Source organism: Paenibacillus sp. RC334 (assembly GCF_030034735.1).
In the GTDB taxonomy this organism is placed as follows: domain Bacteria; phylum Bacillota; class Bacilli; order Paenibacillales; family Paenibacillaceae; genus Paenibacillus; species Paenibacillus terrae_A.
Map to the genome: position 1 here is coordinate 1,025,477 of NZ_CP125370.1, position 20,743 is coordinate 1,046,219.

At 49.2% G+C, this 20,743-nt stretch carries 13 protein-coding genes; 11 read left to right on the forward strand and 2 right to left on the reverse strand.

All coding sequences use genetic code 11. From position 1 onward, the window contains the following. Positions 1-144 precede the first annotated feature (144 nt). From QMK20_RS04915 to QMK20_RS04925, 3 genes are all read left to right on the forward strand, one after another. On the forward strand, positions 145-1,881 hold the full coding sequence (locus tag QMK20_RS04915; RefSeq protein ID WP_283656206.1) for an ABC transporter ATP-binding protein: 1,737 nt from the start codon (positions 145-147) through the stop codon (positions 1,879-1,881). After that, entirely contained in the window at positions 1,862-3,730 is a 1,869-nt protein-coding gene (locus QMK20_RS04920; protein WP_283654832.1) for an ABC transporter ATP-binding protein, read from the forward strand. The genes QMK20_RS04915 and QMK20_RS04920 overlap by 20 nt, the downstream gene beginning before the upstream one ends. Positions 3,731-4,055: 325 nt before the next feature. Further along, on the forward strand, positions 4,056-4,712 hold the full coding sequence (locus QMK20_RS04925; protein WP_283654833.1) for a DJ-1/PfpI family protein: 657 nt from the start codon (positions 4,056-4,058) through the stop codon (positions 4,710-4,712). Positions 4,713-4,916: 204 nt separating this feature from the next. Here the strand turns inward: QMK20_RS04925 and QMK20_RS04930 are convergent, their stop codons facing one another. Both QMK20_RS04930 and QMK20_RS04935 read right to left on the reverse strand, forming a co-directional pair. Next, positions 4,917-6,218, reverse strand: coding sequence for a dicarboxylate/amino acid:cation symporter (locus QMK20_RS04930; protein ID WP_283654834.1), 1,302 nt, complete (start codon positions 6,216-6,218; stop codon positions 4,917-4,919). 114 nt (positions 6,219-6,332) lie between these two features. Then, positions 6,333-7,367, reverse strand: a complete 1,035-nt coding sequence (locus QMK20_RS04935; protein ID WP_283654835.1) for a DctP family TRAP transporter solute-binding subunit — start codon at positions 7,365-7,367, stop codon at positions 6,333-6,335. An 87-nt stretch (positions 7,368-7,454) separates the two neighbouring features. On the opposite strand from QMK20_RS04935, the gene QMK20_RS04940 reads away from it, so the two are divergent. The 8 genes from QMK20_RS04940 (at position 7,455) to QMK20_RS04975 (ending at position 20,629) form a co-directional block, all read left to right on the forward strand. Next, positions 7,455-9,053 (forward strand): ATP-binding protein, encoded by a 1,599-nt coding sequence (locus QMK20_RS04940; RefSeq protein WP_283654836.1) that lies wholly within the window; start codon positions 7,455-7,457, stop codon positions 9,051-9,053. After that, a complete protein-coding gene (locus tag QMK20_RS04945) occupies positions 9,046-9,804 on the forward strand; it encodes a response regulator (protein ID WP_283654837.1) in 759 nt (252 codons plus the stop codon). The genes QMK20_RS04940 and QMK20_RS04945 overlap by 8 nt, the downstream gene beginning before the upstream one ends. Positions 9,805-9,940: 136 nt before the next feature. Beyond that, positions 9,941-11,344 (forward strand): NAD-dependent malic enzyme, encoded by a 1,404-nt coding sequence (locus tag QMK20_RS04950; RefSeq protein ID WP_283654838.1) that lies wholly within the window; start codon positions 9,941-9,943, stop codon positions 11,342-11,344. Between the two features lie 108 nt (positions 11,345-11,452). Then, the gene (locus QMK20_RS04955; RefSeq protein WP_283654839.1) at positions 11,453-12,364 is read left to right on the forward strand and encodes an AraC family transcriptional regulator; all 912 of its coding nucleotides are present in this window, start codon (positions 11,453-11,455) and stop codon (positions 12,362-12,364) included. Between the two features lie 127 nt (positions 12,365-12,491). Further along, complete coding sequence (melA, locus tag QMK20_RS04960; RefSeq protein WP_283654840.1) at positions 12,492-13,991, forward strand: alpha-glucosidase/alpha-galactosidase; 1,500 nt, start codon at positions 12,492-12,494, stop codon at positions 13,989-13,991. Between the two features lie 601 nt (positions 13,992-14,592). Continuing rightward, positions 14,593-16,749 (forward strand): glycoside hydrolase family 6 protein, encoded by a 2,157-nt coding sequence (locus tag QMK20_RS04965; RefSeq protein ID WP_283654841.1) that lies wholly within the window; start codon positions 14,593-14,595, stop codon positions 16,747-16,749. 174 nt (positions 16,750-16,923) lie between these two features. Beyond that, positions 16,924-17,859 (forward strand): nucleoside hydrolase, encoded by a 936-nt coding sequence (locus QMK20_RS04970; RefSeq protein ID WP_283654842.1) that lies wholly within the window; start codon positions 16,924-16,926, stop codon positions 17,857-17,859. Positions 17,860-17,953: 94 nt separating this feature from the next. Next, on the forward strand, positions 17,954-20,629 hold the full coding sequence (locus QMK20_RS04975) for a PAS domain S-box protein (protein ID WP_283654843.1): 2,676 nt from the start codon (positions 17,954-17,956) through the stop codon (positions 20,627-20,629). Positions 20,630-20,743 lie beyond the last annotated feature (114 nt).

Genomic DNA, 20,743 nt, shown 5'->3' on the forward strand with positions numbered 1-20,743 from the left:
AAGGAGGGCGTTCAGAAGGGTATAATAAAATATAGTGCTGTATAAAGTGTGTATATATTGTAATATGGCAGGTTCGATTCATATGACGATCACACGCTGATCTGGAAGGACGGCTGTCGAGCAATTGGAGGAATGCTTGTGGGGATGATGTTCTCTTTTCTGAAAAAATACCGGGTTCCGGCCATCGCGGCCCTCGTGATGATGCTGCTGGAGCTGACGGTGGAATTGTCGCAACCGTATCTGATCTCCAAAATTATTGATGAGGGCATCCGGCAGCAGGATTTGTCCGTCGTCTGGTTATGGGGCGGTGTGCTGGTAGGAAGCGCCGTTATTGCTTTTATAGCGGGAATTTCCAGTTCCTTTTTTGCCTCTCATGCCAGTCAGGGCTTTGGGTATGATTTGCGGGAAAGGCTGTATCATAAGGTGCAATCCTTTTCCTATCCGGTGTTTAAACGTCTTGCTACCTCATCGCTGATTACGCGTTTGACGGGGGACGTGACACAGGTGCAGGATACGGTGTTTATGAGCTTGCGGTTTATGACACGGGTGCCGCTGGTGGTGATTGGCAGCATCGTGATGGCGCTGGTTGTGCATTTCAGACTTGGACTGTTGCTGGCGGTTATGGCCCCGGTGCTGTTCGTGTTTGTTTTGGTGATGATGCGGCGAACCGTCACTTTGTTTAAAGGCGTCCAGCGTCGTTTGGATGACGTTAACGGGGTGATTCAGGAGAATCTGACAGGTATGCGGCTCATTCGGGTTTTTGTGCGGATGCGGCATGAAATCGAGCGTTTTGCCCATTATGGGGGCGAATTGATGAAAGGGACGGTTTCCGCTTTGCGCTGGACAGAAACGACGATGCCGTTCATTTTGTTTACGATGAATGCGGGAATTATCGCCGTGCTTTGGTTCGGACGGGGGCAAATTGCAACAGGAGATGCCAGTGTGGGACAGGTGGTCGCTGTCGTCAATTATTCACTGCGGACGATTGGAGCCTTGTCTGCCTTGTCGGGGATTGTTGTCGTGTTTTCCCGGGCGACCGCTTCCACGGCGAGGATTCGTGAGGTACTGGAGACACATCATGAAGACTATGGGGAACGGGAGCCTATTCCAACACATAACACGCGAATAGAGGGACAGGTGGAACTGGATCGGGTGAGCTTTCATTATCCGGGCAGCGATCTCGCGGTGCTAAAGGATATTTCCTTTATGGCTCGACCGGGTGAGCGCATCGCTATTATGGGGGCCACTGGGTCGGGTAAATCCTCACTTGTGCAGCTCATTACGCGTTTGTATGAAGAAGATGAGGGCCGTGTGCGCTTTGACGGCAAGGACGCGCGGGAACTGGACGCTTCCATACTGCGTGAGGCCATTGGCTACGTGCCACAGGAGGTGCTTCTTTTCACTGGCTCAATTCGGGAAAATATCGCTTGGGGGCTGGAGGATGCCAGTCTGGAGCAGATTCAGGAAGCAGCTCGTATGGCGCAAATTCACGATATGATTGAGCGCTTGCCGCAAGGCTATGACACCATGCTGGGACAGCGCGGTGTGAATCTGTCCGGTGGACAGAAGCAACGGCTATCTATTGCCCGCGCGCTGGTGCGCCATCCGGCGGTGCTTATTTTGGACGACAGCACCAGTGCGCTGGATGTGCGGACAGAGGCGGCTTTGTTGGAGGCGCTGGAAGGCTTGTCCTGCACGACATTTCTCATTACGCAGAAGATCAGCTCGACCGCATCGGCAAATCAGATTTTACTGCTGGATGAAGGCCGTCTGATCGCGAGTGGAAGTCATGAGCATTTAATGGACAGTTCGGAGCTGTATCGACGCATCTATGAATCACAACACGGTGAGGAGGAGTCGCATGTTCAAGGAACTCATTGATCCGTTCCGTCAGCCTACACCGCCGTCCGGTGTGCTGAGGAACCCGGCAGGAGCAGAGGGACGCCGCAAGGCCAAGGCCAAGAACTGGTCCGGCACGCTGGGTAGGATATGGGAGTATTTGGCCCGCCGCAAGGCCAAGCTGATGCTGGTGCTGTTCATGGTACTGCTCAGTTCAGGACTGGCTCTGCTGGGTCCGTATTTGGTCGGCGTTGCAGTGGACGATTTTCTGGAAGGTCCGGGCGGACGCACGTGGATTTATTTTCTCATTGGGCTGGGGGCTGTGTACTTGCTTAATTCGCTGACCTCCTGGCTGCAAAATATCTGGATGATCGAAATCGCCCAAGAGACCGTGTACCGGATGCGTTTCGACCTGTTTTCACATTTGCATCGGCTACCAATTCCTTTCTACGGCAAACGTCAGCAGGGAGAGATCATGAGTCGACTGACGAATGATATCGAAAATGTCAGCTCTACACTGAATAGCTCGGCCATTCAGATTTTTTCGAGCATATTGACGCTGGTGGGTACACTCGCAGTCATGCTGTGGTTAAGCCCGCTGATGACACTGCTGACCTTTATCGTGGTGCCGCTGATGGCAGTCGGGATGCGCTGGATTACGCGCCGCACGGGTCCATTATACAAGGAACGGCAGAAGAACTTGGGCGAACTGAACGGATACATCGAGGAAACGTTATCCGGGCAGCAGATTATCAAAGCATTTTCGCAGGAAAAGAGGGTTATTCGAGGCTTTGGCGAACGTAATGACCGTATCCGTCTGTCGGGCTTCTGGGCACAAACGATTTCCGGTTTTATTCCAAAGCTGATGAACGGGCTGAATAATCTCAGCTTTGCCATGGTAGCGGGGATCGGCGGAATTTTGGCGATTCACGGCTCGATTACCATAGGTACGATTATCGTATTCGTAGAGTATGCCCGCCAGTTCACCAGACCGCTGAACGATCTGGCTAACCAGTGGAATACCCTGCTGTCCGCTATTGCCGGAGCTGAACGCGTATTTGAAATATTGGATGAGGATGAGGAGTCCAAGGACGAGCACGGCGCCGTAGAGCTGGAGCATGCCGAGGGCGCAGTTCGATTTACTGATGTTTCCTTCGGCTATGATGAGGGGGGCGATACGTTAGAAGGCATTTCCTTTGAAGCCAAGCCCGGCGAAATGATCGCATTGGTCGGTCCGACCGGGGCCGGAAAAACAACGCTGATCCAGTTGATATCCCGTTTTTACAGTCCCGACGAGGGAATGATCACGTTAGATGGACGAGACATTACCACCATACAGCGTGAAAGCTTGCGCTCCCGCATGGCGTTTGTGCTACAGGATTCCTTTCTGTTCCAAGGAACAATCCGCGAAAATATCCGCTTCGGCAGACTGGATGCCACCGATGAAGAGATAGAGGAAGCATCGAAGCTGGCGAACGCCCACTCCTTTATCATGCGGATGAAGGACGGATACGATAAGGTGCTGGAGGCTAATGGCAGCGGCATCAGTCAAGGGCAAAAGCAGCTGCTGGCTATCGCTCGCGCTATTTTGGCCAACCCTTCGATTCTCGTACTCGACGAGGCAACCAGCAGCATCGACACGATTACCGAGATGAAAATACAAGAAGGACTGGAACGGCTTATGCAGGGGCGAACAAGCTTTGTCATCGCGCATCGGCTGAATACCATTCGTCAGGCTGATCGGATTCTGGTCTTGAAGGATGGCCATCTGGAGGAGCAGGGTTCTCATGATGAGCTGCTGACCCATAAAGGATTTTACAGTGATTTATTTTATGGGCAGTTGAGAAAGCTGGATAAACAGATTTGCAGGCGTGATGTTGAAGCTTTATGATGATAAAAAGGGCTACTCTGGGGGGTAGCCCTTTTTAAGTAAGCCTCTTTTACAGGTACGTACTATTAAAGGTTTGCATGGGCATTTGTCAATCCATATTTGTGACAAGAGGTGTTTGAAATTAAGGTACCTCGGTCGAGGGCAGAGGGTTATACACTGATAAGGCGTATTATTACTTCAAAAGGTCATTGTTCTGGTTGTGGGCGATATCGTCCATGAAGAAAGCCGAGCAGTGTTTTCACAACATTTTATATACCCATACCCCGTATGGGTATGTTAGTATTGGTGTGTAAGAATAGAATCCCACTTCAAAGGAGAGATCATCATGAAAATCGCAATCATGCTTTTCGATGGAATCACTGCATTAGATGCAATTGGTCCATACGATGTATTTGCTGCTACACTGAAATGTGAAGTGAAGTTTGTCGCTAAGAAAAATGGGTTAATCAAACTGGACTCAAATATGGGTTATTTGCATGCCGATTACAGTTTTTCTGAAGTTACTTCAGCTGATATTCTTGTTGTTCCAGGTTGCAGCCCGCCAAATTATAAAACTCCAATGAATGACAAAGAAACGTTAAATTGGATTCGCCAAATACATGAAACTACGAAATGGACCACGTCGGTTTGTAACGGCTCTCTGATTTTGAGCGCTGCAGGCTTGTTAAATGGAACCGTAGCCACCAGTCATTGGGGATCCTTAGACCTGCTCCAATCTCTTGGAACCATTCCAACAGATGAGAGAGTAGTTCGTCAGGGCAAAATCGTTACAGCAGCCGGTGTCTCCTCTGGTATTGATATGGCCCTCCAACTAATAGCATGGGAATTGGGAGAAGATATGAGTAAAGGAGTCCAATTGATTTTGGAATACGATCCTCAGCCTCCGTTTGACACGGGCTCACCAAAGAAAGCGCCTGCTTTATTAGTAGAACAAATAAGAGGTATGTTACAAGAGTTTGCAAAACGGGAGCCCAATGTGTAAATCACCATATATATTCTTTTTGTATACATTCATTTTTCTTAGGGGGAACTATTAATTTCGAAATTATTAGTTGGTTTATAAGCACAGGATTATTAGCAATAGGATATCTGACTGTACATTTAATAAAGAAAATGCGTAAATGGAACCTTGTCCATTGAAACGCAAAAAAGAGCCGTAAACCGGCTCTACATAAAGCATGCATTATTATACGGATTTAGTAATCGGGCTGTGTAAAGGGCTAGTTTCAAGCTCAGCCGATGCTGAAGCCATCTCCGCCTGTCTGTCGGGATGAAATTCCTTTTCCGATTTGGCGACGATGACAGTAGCGACCCCGTTACCGATCAGATTGGTGATGGCGCGTGCTTCTGACATAAAGCGGTCAACGCCAAGCAGCAGCGCCATCCCGGCCAGCGGGATCGAAGGGAATGCCGCCAACGTGGCTGCCAGTGTAATAAAACCGGAACCAGTGACGCCCGCGGCTCCCTTCGAGGTCAGCATGAGAATACCGAGCAGTGTCAACTGCTGCCATATGGTCATGTCGACGCCGGAGGCCTGAGCCACAAATATGGCGGCCATGGACAGATAAATCGCCGTACCATCCAGGTTAAACGAGTAGCCCGTTGGAATGACCAGGCCAACCACCGATTTGGAACAGCCGTATTTCTCCATTTTGTCCATCATACGTGGCAGGGCAGACTCGGAGGATGAAGTACCGAGTACAAGTAAAATTTCTTCTTTGATATAAGCGATAAACTTGAAAATGCTGAACCCGTACATGCGAGCAATCAGACCGAGCACAATGATAACGAATAAGGCCATAGTCAGGTAAACGGAACCCATCAGCTTACCCAGAGAGGTTAACGACCCAATGCCGAATTTACCAATGGTGTATGACATGGCACCAAATGCGGCGATTGGGGACAATTTCATGACCATATTGACGATGCCAAAGAAGGCGTGCGACAGTTTGTCGAACAGGACAATGACGGGTTTGGCTTGCTCCCCCATGGCCGTCAGTGACAGTCCGAAGAGGATGGCAAAAAACAGGATAGGCAGCAATTCTCCACCTGCCATAGCGCTTACTACATTTTCAGGAATAATACCCACGATGAAATCAACTACCCCGTGACTTGTTTCCGCTGCTTTTTGAGCATATTGAGATACGTCCCCGGTTGCTTTGCTCACATCAATGCCAGCCCCCGGTCTTACCAGATTGACCACGATCAGACCAATCGCCAGCGCAATCGTGGTAACGATTTCAAAATAGAGAAGAGCCTTTCCACCGATACGACCGACCTTTTTCATGTCCCCCATGCCGGCAATCCCGTGTACAACCGTAAAAAATACAATGGGGGCGATGACCATCTTAATGAGCTTGATAAAGGCGTCTCCAAGCACTTTGAGTTTTTCGCCTGTTGCAGGAAAAAAGTGACCTAAAAGAATACCCAGCACAATAGCGATAACGACCTGAACCGTCAAGTTTTTAAAATTAATTCTCAGTTTCATAGGGATACGCTCTCGCTTTCTTTTAATTTTTGAAAACGCTTTATTTTTGTATCCCCAGTGTAAAAGCTACGTTCTTGGCAAACAAGAATACGGTCATAACGTTCTTTTTGGTCTTTAAGGTCCTTGAATCATATCCATTAGCTCCGTACCGATGATAGGAGTGAACTCCGGATAGAGCACGCGCAGACGTTCTCTCCAAAGCTTACGCTCCCCCTCGGACAGATGGATAATTTTAATGTCTCCGGTCTGTTGCAGCTGGCTAAGCCGATTGGCATTTTCAGCTGTTTCCCGTTTGTTCCAACGCGTCGTTTCCTCAAGTGCCTCCTGCAGCACCCGCTTGGCGTCACTTGGGAGGCTATCCCAATAGGATTTGTTAAATACGACGGCATAACCCAGGTAGCTGTGGTTGCTGATGGTCATATAACGTTGCACTTGGTAAAACCGTTTGGTAAGAATATTGGATATCGTGTTCTCCTGTCCGTCTGCCGTGCCCGTCTCCAGGCTGTGATATATTTCATTAAAAGGAGTGCTGATGGTCAATGCTCCCAGCGCTTCAAACTGACGGTCCAACACCTGGCTTGGCTGGATACGGAATTTCAAGCCTGTAAAGTCTGCGGGTTGTCTAATGGGATGGGCGTTGTTAGTGATCTGTCGAAAGCCGTTCGACCAGAAGGCGACGCCTTTCATGCCATAGGGCTCAAGTGTTTGCGATAACCGCTTGCCCAATTCTCCGTTCAGTGCCTGATCGACCTGAGCCTGATTCTCGAAGGCAAACGGAAGATCCATCACCAGCCAGGCTGGATCAATCGCATTCAAATTGGAAAACGAAGGAGCTATCATCTGGATTTCTCCCCGTTGAAGTGCAGCCACTTCCGTGGTTTCTGAATAGCGCATTCCATTGGGGAACACTTGAATCTCAATCCGATCGTTGGATTTTTCTTTAACCCGTTGTGCAAAATGAGCGGCTGCCAGTCCTTTGGGAGAGTTTTCGGCAACGACATGGCTAAATTTGATCACAATCCGATCTTTAAGGCCCGAAAATTCATTATCATAAGGGAGTTTTTCACCAAAATTCCTTTGAAAACCGATCACATAAGCCGTTAGGATACCCAGTACGAGCAAAACACCAAATCCAGCAGCTCTTTTCACAAAGTAACCTCCCATCTGTTGCTATTTTAGACCCATTATTCCACAATGATATTCAAAGGTAAACGCTTTAAAGGGAAGGAGAAGAGGATGAACAGACTTCGCATATATTGGAAAATCATGATACTTTCATTTGGAGTCGTTCTTTTTTCTCTTTTGATCGGCGGCCTTTTTCTGTTTGGTAGCGCCACCCGGCTCAAGGAAGAAGAACTCAAGCAGCGGCTTACGATTACAGCCCAGACGGTTGCGAACCTGCCGGATGTAGTGGAAAGAATTGATGACCCGAATGCTTCTGCCGTGATTGCACCAATGGCGGACAAAATTCGGATATTAAACGATGCGGCTTATATCGTCGTGCTCGATATGAACCGCAAACGGTTGTCTCATCCGCTTTCGGAGCGAATCGGCGGAACGTTTCAGGCTCTGGATGATGATGCCGCATTTGCTGAACATACGTATGTCTCCAAAGTACGCAGCGAAGCGGGCATCGGCTTGCGTTCCTTTGTGCCGATTATGAATGCTTCCTCGGAGCAGGTGGGCGTCGTTGTGGCGGGCGGCCTGCTGCCAAGCGTGACGGAGATTATCCGTCAGGAGAAGCAATCCATCATCATCACTTCGTTGCTGTCGCTGATGTTTGGTGTGATTGGCTCCGCATTGCTGGCCCGTCATATTAAGCTCCAGATGTTCAACCTGGAGCCGCAGGAGATTGCGAGAATGTTTCGTGAGCGAAGCGCAGCCTTTCAAGCGATGCATGAGGGGGTTATTGCGATTGACCGCAATTGCATCATTACGATTTTTAACGAACGAGCCAAGCAAATCTTCGATGTGCACCGTGATGTAGCGGGCTTGCCGATCCGCGAGGTCCTCCCGGATACCCGGTTGCCGGAAGTGCTGGATTCGGGAGTCGCAATTTTGAGCCAGGAGCTAAAAATTGGCGGAACCATTATTTGGAGTAACCGAATTCCCATTCGCGAACAGGGAGTTACGATGGGGGCAATCTCCATATTTCAGGACAAGACCGAGGTGACGAGAATGGCCGAGGAGCTCACAGGTGTCAAAGAGTTTGTTCATGCGCTTCGTGCACAAAATCATGAGCATATGAACAAAATGCATACCGTCGCCGGCTTGCTCCAGCTTGGGCAGCAGAACGAGGCGTTGAGCTATCTGTTTGAGGTGACCGAGCAACAGGAGGAGATCACGCGCTTCCTTCAACGGCATTTCGATGATGACGGAGTTGCAGGACTGCTATTGGGTAAAATTAGCCGTGGTAAAGAGCTCGGCATTGATATTAGGATTGATCCTGACAGCAGAATGAATCAGTTTCCCCGGCTGATTGACCGCCATGATTTCGTTCTGTTACTCGGAAATTTAATTGAGAATGCCTTTGATGCACTGGCGGATACAGAAGTCGGCTCCAAGGAGATTTATGTCAGCATCCAGCAGGATGACGAATATATGTCCATATTGGTCGAGGATAATGGCTGTGGAATGTCGGAGACAACGAAGCAACGAATGCTCGAACGCGGATTTACGACCAAGAAGGGAGAAAGCCGCGGCATGGGGCTGCATTTACTAAGCGGGATTGTCACCAAGGGGAACGGCCGCCTGACATGCGAGTCTTCACTTGGCTTGGGAACTTCGATAGAGATTCTATTTCCGTTGAGGGAGAGAGGGAGCGACGATGAGTAAACCTATTAAATCACTGTTTCATGTGCTGCTGGTCGAGGATGATCCGATGGTACAAGAGGTGAATCGACTGTTTATCGAACAGGTTGACGGGTTTCAGGTCGTAGGTCTGGCCTCCAACGGGCTTCGGGGATTGGAGCTGATTGAGGAGCTAAAGCCTGATCTGATTTTTCTTGACGTGTTCATGCCGTCGCTGGACGGGATAGCGACCTTGCAGCGCATCCGTTCTATGGCATTGCCTGTAGATGTAGTTGTCGTAACCGCCGCGAAGGATACGGAGACGATTCGTGAAATGATGCGAAACGGAGCGTTCGATTATATTATTAAACCTTTTAAGGTAGAGCGTATCCACCATACGCTGGAGCGTTACCGGGTGCAGCAGGCTGGATTATGGGCGGAAGAAGTAGGAACCCAGGAAGAGCTGGACCTCATTATTATGCAAAATGGAGAAGCGGCTAAGAAAGCGGTAGTCTCTGCTTCAGTATACGAGGAATGGGCGATGTCCTACGATGAGCTGCCAAAGGGCTTGAATGCTGCCACCCTGAAGCAGGTGCTTGCGGTCATGGAGCAGCATGGCGGCAAGCTGTCTGCTGAAGAAACCGCTGAGGGAGTAGGGATTGCCCGTGTAACGGCAAGAAGATACCTGGATTATCTGGAGAAAAGGGGGATTGTGCGCCTGGTTGTGCATTATGGCGGGGTCGGTCGTCCCGTTAATCGGTATGAGCTGCTGCGTGACCAAAATGACCATAAGTAACAATATGGACAAAAACTTCCCAACGCTTTTATGAAAGCGGTAACATGTAAAGGCAGGGGAACCTGGACACAAACAATACACGTGTCTGCCTTTTGTGTCTCACACATGCTATGAATAGAATAGGAGCGGATGTACCGTGGCCTTTAATAGTCTGATTCTTCGATTGGAGCTCATTCATTCCAAAATAAACTTCGGTGAGGTCGCATCAACGATCAGCCGTGCTGGAGGAGACATTACTTCCATTGATGTTATTCGCCCCGGACAGGATTCTTCTGTTCGCGACATCACTGTCCACGTTGCTGAAATAGCGGAGACTGCGCTCATCGAATCACTCAAGTCGTTAGCAGGCATTCAACTCATTAACGTTTCTGACCGCACGTTTCTCGCGCACCTGGGGGGTAAAATATCAGTCCAACCCAATTTGCCGATCAAAAATCGGGATGATCTGTCACGGGTATATACGCCGGGAGTGGCCCGGGTCTGTACGTCCATTCATGAAAATCCGAAAAAAGCGTACTCCCTGACCATCAAACGAAACACCGTCGCGGTTGTAACCGATGGTACTGCAGTTCTGGGGCTTGGTGACATCGGCCCACATGCGGCTGCACCTGTGATGGAGGGCAAGGCGATGCTATTCAAACAGCTTGCCGGAGTCGATGCATTCCCCATTTGTCTGGACACGAAGGATACGGAGGAAATCATTCGTACGATTAAGGCGATCAGCCCGATTTTCGGGGGAATTAATTTAGAGGATATCAGTTCTCCACGCTGTTTCGAGATCGAAGCCCGCCTGGCAGAAGAATTGGATATTCCCGTCTTTCACGATGACCAGCACGGCACGGCGGTTGTGGTGATTGCAGGCCTGCTGAATGCATTGAAGGTCGTTGGGAAGCGGATCGAAAATGTTCGGGTCGTTGTGAACGGAATAGGGGCCGCAGGCGTGTCGATATGCAAAATGCTGCTGGCCGCAGGGGTGAGCCGACTGGTTCCGGTAGATCGGGATGGAGCCATCGTACAAGGCGGCACCTATCCCTATCCTATGTGGCAATGGCTAGCGGATCAGCCGCAAGTAGAGCCCGAGTCAGGCACCTTAAAGGAGGTCATTCGGGATGCGGATGTGTTCATTGGTGTGTCACGTGGCAATCTGCTGAATGCCTCAGATGTACAGGGGATGGCGGTGGACAGTATTGTTTTTGCCATGGCTAATCCAGAGCCGGAGATTGCGCCTGAGCAAGCTATCCCGCATGTTCGTGTATTTGCCACGGGTCGCAGCGACTATCCCAACCAGATTAACAATGTGCTTGTGTTTCCGGGCATCTTCAGGGGAGCGCTCGATTGCCGGGCGCGTCACATCAACGAGCCGATGAAATTGGCCGCCGCCCGCGCGATTGCTTCTGTCGTAAGTGAACGGGAGTTAAACGAGCAATACATTATTCCAAGCATCTTCAACGAACAGGTCGTTACCCAGGTGAGGAAGGCCGTAATTGAAGCGGCTATTCTGACGGGAACGGCTCGGCGTATTCCACCGGATTTCAGATAGTCCGCTAGAGCGAAATAGAATTACATAGCATCGTCTGTTAAACTGTGAAAATAGGCGGTTGCAGATACGTTGCCGTGTTAGCCTGATCTATTTTGCGGAGGTGCGGGGATGAACGGAAGTCTGTTTGAGCCACGGCTGTGTGACGGGGATTATATTCCCCGTTTTTTTGCTTACTATTACAAGCAGTGGCACGATTACACCATGCCGTATCACGATCATCATTCTACCGAAATTATGTACATGATCTCCGGCCTGTGCCGGGTGGATGTAAAGACAGGAGAGAAAGCGGGAGAAAGCATCACGCTGCGTAAAGGGGAGTTTATTATGCTGGACGCGGATGTGTCGCACCGACTGGTCGTAGAAGGAGAGCAGCCGTGCCGGATGCTGAATGTGGAGTTCGGTTTTACGGAAGGGGTGCGAGTAGGTCCGTCTATCCGACAAATGGCAGGGGAAGAGCACGAGGTCACAGCCTTCATGTCGCGTCCATTCCCTTATCTGGTACTGTCTGACCCGGAAGAGGTGTATTATACGCTGAAAAGCCTCGTGCTGGAGCTGGATCAACGAAAAGAACATCCAGGCGCAATGGCTGAACTGCTGTTTATGCAATTGCTCGTGCGAATTGCGCGTTTGCGTGAGGAAACGGAACGTAGTGACACGCAGCAAACGGATGTCTACATTAAACGATGTATCGAATTTCTTCATCTCAACTATGACCAGGATATTCTGGTTAAGGATATGGCAGCGGCGGTGAATCTGCACCCAGGGTATTTGCATCGCATTTTCAAAAAACATACCGGACAAACACTCACCGCTTATTTGACCATGCTGCGAATGGACAAGGCCCGAATGCTGCTCCAGCAAACGGACATTCCCATTCACGAAATTGCCGATTATGTAGGCGTGGGCAGCAGGCAATATTTCCATATGCTCTTCAAAAAGCACACAGGCAAGACACCTGTCGAATACCGCTCTGCCGTGGAACGCCATGTGTGGAACTATGCGGAGGATGAAGAGGGATGAGGTGGCAAGTTAAGTTAGGATTTTTGACACCTATACGCGAATCTGGTCATGATTTTGATAACGCTCCCCTCTGGCAAATTGCTACAATGACGGTATACTACACATCTAACGCTGGAGGTTGAATGCCGTGTCATTTAAAGTAGCTTTTATTGGAGCGGGGAGCATCGGTTTTACCCGTGGAATTTTGCGAGATCTGTTGACGGTGCCGGAATTTAACGAGATTGAAGTGGCTTTTACGGACATTAATCAGCACAATCTGGATATGGTCACTGAGCTGTGCCAGCGGGATATTCGGGAGAACGGTTTGTCTATTCAAATACAGTCCTCCACGGACCGGAAAGTGGCTTTGAAGGATGCCAAATATGTGATTTGTACGATCCGGGTTGGCGGGCTGGAAGGGTTTGCGACCGATGTAGACATTCCGCTGAAATATGGCGTGGATCAATGCGTGGGCGATACGCTGTGTGCAGGAGGTATTATGTACGGGCAGCGTGGTATTGCGGAAATGCTGGAGATCTGCAAGGATATTCGCGAGCTAAGCGCACCAGATGTGCTGCTGCTGAACTACTCGAACCCGATGGCGATGATTACCTGGGCCTGCAACAAGTACAGCGGTGTACGTACGATTGGGTTGTGTCACGGTGTACAGCATGGACATCACCAAATTGCTGAAGTATATGGCTTGGAGAAGCAGGATGTGGACATTGTGTGTGCCGGAATCAATCACCAGACGTGGTACATTCAGGCGTCACATGAAGGCAAGGATCTGACAGCTGGACTGCTGGAGGCTTTTGAAAAGCATCCCGAATATAGCCGCACCGAAAAGGTACGGATCGACATGCTTCGTCGCTTTGGCTATTACAGCACCGAATCGAACGGTCATTTAAGTGAGTATGTTCCCTGGTACCGGAAGCGTCCGGATGAAATTCTCGACTGGATTGATCTGGGAAGCTGGATTAATGGAGAAACGGGAGGCTATCTGCGTGTATGTACGGAAGGACGCAACTGGTTTGAAACAGATTTTCCAAACTGGATGAAGGAAGACCCATTGGTGTATAAGGCAGAGAATCGTGGTGAGGAGCATGGCTCCTACATTATCGAAGGACTGGAAACAGGACGTGTATACCGGGGGCATTTTAATGTCGTCAACAACGGAGTGATTTCCAATCTGCCGGATGATGCGATTATTGAGGCGCCCGGATATGTGGATCGTAACGGCATTTCCATGCCTCATGTGGGTGAACTGCCGCTCGGCCCTGCGGCTGTCTGCAATGTTAGCATTTCAGTGCAGCGTTTGGCGGTTGAAGCTGCCGTACATGGGGACGACAAGCTGTTGCGGCAGGCGTTCATGATGGACCCACTGGTGGGTGCGGTATGTAATCCGAAGGAAATCTGGCAAATGGTCGATGAAATGCTGGTAGCGCAGGAAGCGTGGCTTCCACAATACGGAGCGGCAATTGCCGAGGCGCGTCAACGTTTAGCTGCGGGCGATCTGATCCCAACTCGTGCGTATGAGGGAGCGGCAAGGCTTAAGGTCAAGACGATTGAGGAAATGCAGCTGGATCGGGAGGCGGCCAACAAAAATGCGGGCGAATCCGACAAAGGCAAGGAACGCGAAAAGGTGTAGCCTAGCAGGGCCTAGCAGCTTGGTACAATTGTATGAGCGCTCACTGCATGTACATGCATGATGAATGGCCGTGAGGCTGTACTACGATCAAAAGGGTATTTTCATGGCGATGAGAGCCTGAAAATGCCCTTTTGGTGTCGATAGATTTAACGATTTGGCATAGACCGGAGTTTGGAGTTTATCATTGTCGATTTGAGCTGACGGAAATTAAAGAAAATCCCCTTATTTTTTCTAAATCCGCTTTTTTGGTGTCGATCCCGAAGGTCGGGAGAGCTTGTCACAGCAGGCATAGTTCATCATATGAAGGACTCGGCCCTTGGAAATGGGGAGACAGCAAAAACGGGTAATGTGGCAATTCATGTGCCTAATTAATAATTTAATCCTTAATTTATTCAATTTACAGCAGTTTTCCAGCTCACTATAATCTAACATAGGAGGTGACAAAAAGGGGAGAAAGTAAGCGCGTGGAAAAATAGAAAGCGCTTACCTTAGGCAGCTATGAACGCCGCTTTTTTTGGAGAAAGATGGCGTAACTCACACATAATCATGTAACAATCAGGTGCCGCCATAGGAAGATTCAACAAAATCTACGGAAAGATAGGTGAAGCAATTGAAAACCAAGCAAGTGCTTCGTAAAGGCATGAAGTATGCTTTTGCGCTATCACTCGTCGCAAGCAGCTTTCTACCAGGTGCAGGATTTACGGATAAAATACATGCAGAATCCCATGTGGACAATCCTTATCAAGGGGCGACAAAATACGTTAGTCCTGATTATGCGGCTAGTGTCGACACATCGATTGCCAAGATTACTGATGCCAATCTGAAAGCGAAAATGCAAACCATCAAAACGTTCCCGACAGCTGTATGGCTCGATCGCATCGCTGCCATTAACGGCGGTGGAGGCAAGCTTGGCCTGGAAGCGCATTTGGATCAAGTGTTGGCGCAAAAGAAAGGCAACACACCAATTACGGCAGAGTTTATTGTATATGATCTGCCCGGACGGGATTGCCATGCCTTGGCCTCCAACGGTGAGCTGCCGCTGACCCAAGCGGGTCTGGAAACGTACAAAAAGGACTATGTCGATAAAATTGCTGCTATTTTTGCCAATCCGAAGTATCAGGATATTCGCATCGTAGCGATCATTGAACCAGACAGTTTGCCAAACCTCGTGACCAATCTGAATGACCCCAAATGCGCGGAAGCTAAATCTACAGGAATTTATGAAGCCGGCATTAAGTATACAATTAATAAGCTGAACGAGATTCCTAATGTCTACAAATATGTAGATATCGGTCACTCCGGCTGGCTGGGTTGGGATAACAATCGCACAGCAACCGTATCGTTGTTCACGAATGTTTTCAGAGACACGAGCAAAGGACTGTCCAGTGTGGATGGCTTTATCACGAATACAGCCAATACTTCACCGCTGACAGAGCCTAATCTGCCTGATCCAAACCTGAATATCGGCGGACAGCCGATCAAATCTTCCAAATACTACGAATGGAATCCTAATTTCGATGAATCTGATTTCGCAGAGGCATTGCATAGAGACTTTGTGAGTGCAGGCTGGCCGAGCTCACTCGGTATGTTAATTGATACGGGCCGTAACGGTTGGGGAGGACCTAACCGCCCGACTGCCGCTGTCGGCAGTGATATTAACTCCTATGTGAACTCAGGCCGTGTAGACAAACGCTCGCATCGTGGTAACTGGTGTAATAACAGCGGAGCAGGTATGGGAACTCCGCCGCAAACAGCTCCAGCTTCCCATGTTGATGCTTATGTATGGGCGAAACCTCCGGGTGATTCCGATGGTTCCAGCTCGCTCATTCCGAACGATGAGGGTAAAGGCTTTGACCGATACTGTGATCCTACCTATACAACCAAGGATGGCACATTAACAGATGCTTTACCGAATGCACCTATTTCAGGAGCTTGGTTCCATGATCAGTTTGTTATGCTTGTGCAAAATGCATATCCAGCGATTGTCCCTTCATCCGGTGGCGGAACAACTCCTACACCAGCCGCTCCGGCAGTACCAGCGGGCTTAAAGGCGACAGCGGGTAATGCGGAAGTGAAGCTGACCTGGAATGCGTCCACTGGGGCCGACAGCTACACGGTAAAACGTGCAACCAGCGAAGCAGGTCCTTTTACAGCCGTTGCGCCTCTCGTTACTGAGAAAGAGTACACAGATAAGGGGCTGACCAACGGAACAACTTATTTCTATGTTGTAAGTGCTACGAATACGAAAGGAACAAGCAAGGATTCCACTGCGGTAAGCGCTGAGCCAAAAGGTACACCGACAGATCCAACGGATCCTACAGAACCAGCGGGTGATCTGGTTGTAATGTACCGGGCCGGGGACACCGATCCAGCTAATAACGCAGTCAAGCCTTTCTTAAATCTGAAAAATAAAGGTACAACACCAGTGAAGCTGAGTGAGCTGAAAGTCCGGTATTATTTCACGAAAGATGGCAGCCAGGAGCTGCAATCCGCAGTAGACTATGCGCAAGTAGGCAATGATAATGTGCTGCGTACCTTTACAGACAAGTATATTGAAATTGGTTTCAATGCTGCTGCTGGCACGCTTGCTGCTGGAGCGCAAACAGGTGATATTCAGATCCGCATCAACAATAGCGACTGGTCTAACCTGGACGAATCCAATGACTACTCCTTCGATCCTACCAAAACCTCTTATACAGAATGGAATAAGGTAACATTATTCCATAACGATAAGCTGGTGTGGGGAATCGAGCCTTAGGATTGGGACAGAAGATGTGCGCTTAAGCAATGGAAGAGCCCCGAAGGAAAAGCTACGGCACAACTGCCGTAGCTTTTTTTTGATCGTGTTCAGATAAAGAGCCTCATGACCAAGAGAATAAGCATTCAAATTGTGTATAATGAAAAAGAATGCTGTTCTACTGTGGAGGTCATCATGAGTAAAAAGTTAATTTTAGATGTAGATACGGGTATCGACGACGCACTTGCCATTGCGTACGCGGTCCATTCACCGGAATTGGAACTGCTTGGCATTACAACCACCTTTGGAAATATCTCGGTAGAGGAGGCAACACGCAACTCACTGATCCTGCTGGAAAAGCTGGGTGTAGAGGCCCCGGTCGTGTCCGGCGCTCACAAGCCGTATGCCCGCGAGCTGTTCAAGCCGTATTCCCGCCATATTCATGGTGAAGACGGCATTGGCAACCAGTTGAAGGGTTCGCCTTCCCGACAGGCAGCGTCTGGTGATGCGGCCGATTTTATCATCGGACAGGCTCGTCGCTATGAAGGCAAGCTTACCCTTGTAGCGGTGGGACCGTTGACCAACCTTGCGATTGCACTGGATCGTTGCCCCGAACTGCCGCAATTGCTTGACCGTCTGATCATTATGGGCGGTGCAGTCACGGTAAAAGGCAATGTAACCCCAACGGCTGAAGCGAATATATATGCCGATCCTGAAGCCGCAGCCTATGTGTTGGGGGCGGGTTTCCCGCTCACGCTGGTTGGACTGGATGTGACCATGCAGACGCTGCTTCCTCAGCATGAAGTGGACAAATGGCATGAGCAAGGGACCGAGCTAGGCACCTTTATGGCAGATATGACGGACTTCTATATGGAAGCCTATCGTAATTTTAGACCCGGTATTGCAGGCTGTGCTTTGCATGATCCGTTGGCCGTAGGGCTGGCGATTGATTCCAGCTTTGTGGAGACGCGCCCGATGCACATTGCCGTCGAGGTGGGGGATTCCGCCGAGGTTGGTCGTACCCGTGAAGTACCGGGCGAGGATCAAGCTCATTTACAGACAAGTATTGACGTGGCACTTGAAGTGGATGCGGATCGGTTTTTGCGCCATTTTCTGAGTCGGGTGGTATAAAAAATAATTCAAAAGATTGCCGATGGCTCTGCATCGGCAATTTTGTGTATACATGTAGGCGCGTCCTCATAAACCACAAAGGAGGAGATTTATTGTGTTTTCTGCTGCTCAACGACTGCCTTTGCTGGAACACATGTACAATCATGCCCCGACAGGGATAGCCATTTTTTCGAGGGACGGAAAATGTCTGTACGTCAATCCCTCCCTTTGTCGCATGGTCGGATACAAGCAGGAGGAATTGCTGAAAACCCGGTATTATCATTTGTTGTATAAAGGAGATAAAGATCGACAAGCGTTGCGGGACGCCTATACGGGCTGGCTGAAAGCTACGGATCAAGTGTACAAGGCAGAGCTTCGTTTAAGACATCAGCGGGGAACATCCGTCTGGTTATCGCTGGAATTAACGATATTTGATGACCCGGCTACGGGTCAAACGTATCTGATTGCCTACGCGATGGACATCACAGAGAAAAAAGACATGCAGCAGGTACTCTCGGATAATGAGGACTTGTACATGCTGATTACAGAAAATACGCCAGATGTGATCTCGTTCAGCACGCCGGACGGCAACCTTCAATATGTTTCTCCTTCGGTAGAAAAGCTCCTTGGCTACACCAGGCAGGAAATGCTCGGCAAAAAACGGCTCGAATTTTATCATGCAGAAGATGCCGATTATATGCGCGTACATGGAATCTTCCAGGAAACAGGTATTATGAAGCGGCGTGTCCGTCACAAGGACGGACATTATTTGTGGCTGGAAGTGTCATACCGCATCATTCGGGATGAGGAAGGCAAAATCAAGCGAGTTCTGTCTATCGGCCGCAACATCACGGAGCGCCAGAAGAGCGAGGATAATCTTGCAAAAGCCCAGCAACTGGCGATGTTTGGTTCATGGGACTGGGATTTGGTTAACGACGTTTTGCATTTTTCCATGGAATTCCGCAGCATTTTCGGCTTTAGCGTAAAGCCGGTCGAGACAAGTATTGATTCTTTTCTGGATGCTATTCATCCAGAGGATAAAGAGCGAATGATCGAGATCATTACGAACGTCATTTTAAAAGGGATTCATAAAGAAACCTTTTATCGGATTGTACTGCCTAATGGTGAACAGAAAGTGCTGCGTTCGACCTGGGAAGCGGAAATGGACGAGCGCGGAGAACAGCCAATTCAAATTGTCGGTATGGTACAGGATGTCACGGAGCACCAAAAAATGGAGCAACGCCTTCGTGAAAGTGAAAACCGTTATAAATCGCTGTTTCAGCATAACCCGCTCGGCATATGCGCCATGAATATGGAAGGTCAAATCCTGAGCGTGAACCCCAGTCTGGAGGAACTTATTGGTTATACAAGGAAGGAACTGCTTGGGACTGGAGTTCTTGTGATGGCTTCTTCCGAGGAACAGGACAAGATTAGGCATCATATGGAGCTGGCCAAGCAGGGAGAAACGCAAACCTATGAATCAGAGTTCATACATAAGGATGGGGAGCGCTTGTTTATCAAGGTAACCAATATCCCGATTTTTGTGTATGAGCAAATTGTTGGCTGCTACGGCATCTTTGAAAATGTTACTCCGCTCAAAAGCTACATCGCCCAAATCGAAAAGCTCAGCAACGAGCATTCACTCATTCTGAACGCCGTATCCGAAGGCATTGTGGGCTTGAGCACCGAGGGGCATGTCCGTTTTATGAATCCGGCGGCGGTCGAAATGTTTGGAGTGGGGGCCGAAAATTCACTGAACGGGACATGCACGGATATGATCCGCCATGTCGATGAGATAAGCAGACATTACCCGGATGAGCAGCCATCCATTCTTCAGGCGATCCGCAGTGGTGCTTCTTATCAGGCTGAGGAAGCCGTATTTTGGAAAAAAGACGGATCCAGCTTCCTCGTCTCATACCGGATCAGTCCCCTGATGGATAATGGGGAGCGTAAAGGGGCCGTAATGGTTTTTGTAGATATAACGAATGAAAAGGAAATCATCCGGGCCAAGGAATCCGCCGAGCGGGCCGACCGGGCCAAGTCAGAATTTCTTTCTGTGATGAGTCATGAGCTTCGTACACCTATGAACGGAATTATCGGAATGGCTGGACTGCTCGCGGACACTGAATTGGATGAGGAACAGCGAAGCTATATCGATATTATTACCAATAGCAGTAGTGCTTTAATGCAAATATTGAATGAAATACTGGATTTGAGCAAAATTGAGGCTGGAAAAATGGCGTTGCTGCACGAACCTTTTGAACTTGAGGATATGATGGGCAGTGTGGCGGATCTATTTCTCAAGCAAGCTATGGAAAAAGACATTGAGCTGGAGTGGCATGTGGATCAGGAATTGCCGGGGGTCCTTGTCGGTGACCATGTGCGTATCCGGCAGGTGCTGGTGAATTTGGTGAGCAATGCAATCAAATTTACGGAGCGAGGGCGTGTAAACATCTTTGCCGAGAGCAAGGCTTACAGCAGCCGTAAAAAGAAATGCTTGATTGAGTTCAGTGTAACCGATACTGGCATCGGTATTCCCGCAGATCGCCAGCATCTATTGTTTCAGCCCTTTTCCCAGCTTCATCCGGCACTGAACCGGAAATATGGAGGAACAGGCTTGGGACTGTCCATCTGCAAAAACCTGGTCAGTCTGATGGGCGGCTCCATTGATGTGGATAGTGACGAGGCCAGAGGAGCCACGTTCCGGTTTCAGCTAGATCTTATGCTGCCAGAAGGGGAAGCGCTTGCGAATATAAGCCGTGACGAGCCTTACGAATCAACGGAATGCTAAAAGAAATAGCCAGCCGTGGTGCTTAACGCATCACGGCTATTTTTATGTTCAAGTGGAGTGTATGAAAGAATGGCACAACACACAACAGTCGATGCTATATTATTGAAATAGATA